Source organism: Mangrovihabitans endophyticus (assembly GCF_014646155.1).
Classification (GTDB): domain Bacteria; phylum Actinomycetota; class Actinomycetes; order Mycobacteriales; family Micromonosporaceae; genus Actinoplanes; species Actinoplanes endophyticus.
The window spans coordinates 1-557 of sequence record NZ_BMMX01000179.1 but is presented as its reverse complement, the minus strand read 5'-3'; the positions used below and the strand labels follow the sequence as shown (position 1 = coordinate 557).

Annotated in this window: 1 protein-coding gene; it reads right to left on the bottom strand. The window is 39.9% G+C overall.

The window, feature by feature from the left end; translation table 11 throughout:
• Positions 1 to 557, bottom strand: a 557-nt coding sequence (locus IEY73_RS34810) for a helicase-related protein (RefSeq protein ID WP_268240516.1), incomplete at both ends; no start/stop codon positions are given.

Genomic DNA, 557 nt, shown 5'->3' with positions numbered 1-557 from the left:
AAAGGCTTTTTGCATGCTTTGGGTGATTTTTTTAGCGTATAATAAAACCTTGCCATTGGCGTTTCTAGCGGCTCGTCCCATGGTTTGAATGAGGCTTGTTTCACTCCTTAAAAACCCTTCTTTATCCGCATCCATGATCGCTACTAAAGAGACTTCAGGCAAATCCAGCCCTTCTCTTAAAAGATTGATCCCTATTAAAATGTCAAATTCTTTAAGCCTTAAAGAGCGGATGATGTGATTTCTTTCAATCGCATCAATTTCACTATGCATGTAACGCACCTTCAAGCCCCATTCAGCATAATATTTGCACAATTCTTCTGCCATTTTTTTAGTGAGCGTGGTGATAAGCACCCTTTCATCTCTAGCCACCACCAACTTGATTTCATCAAATAAATCCTGGACTTGCTTATCGCTGTCTCGCACTTCAAACTTAGGGTCTAAAAGCCCTGTAGGGCGAATGATTTGCTCAGCGACATTCTTTTTAGAAAGCTCTAATTCTAACTTATTGGGCGTAGCGGACACAAAAAGGAACTGGCAATTTTTATGGATAAATTCAT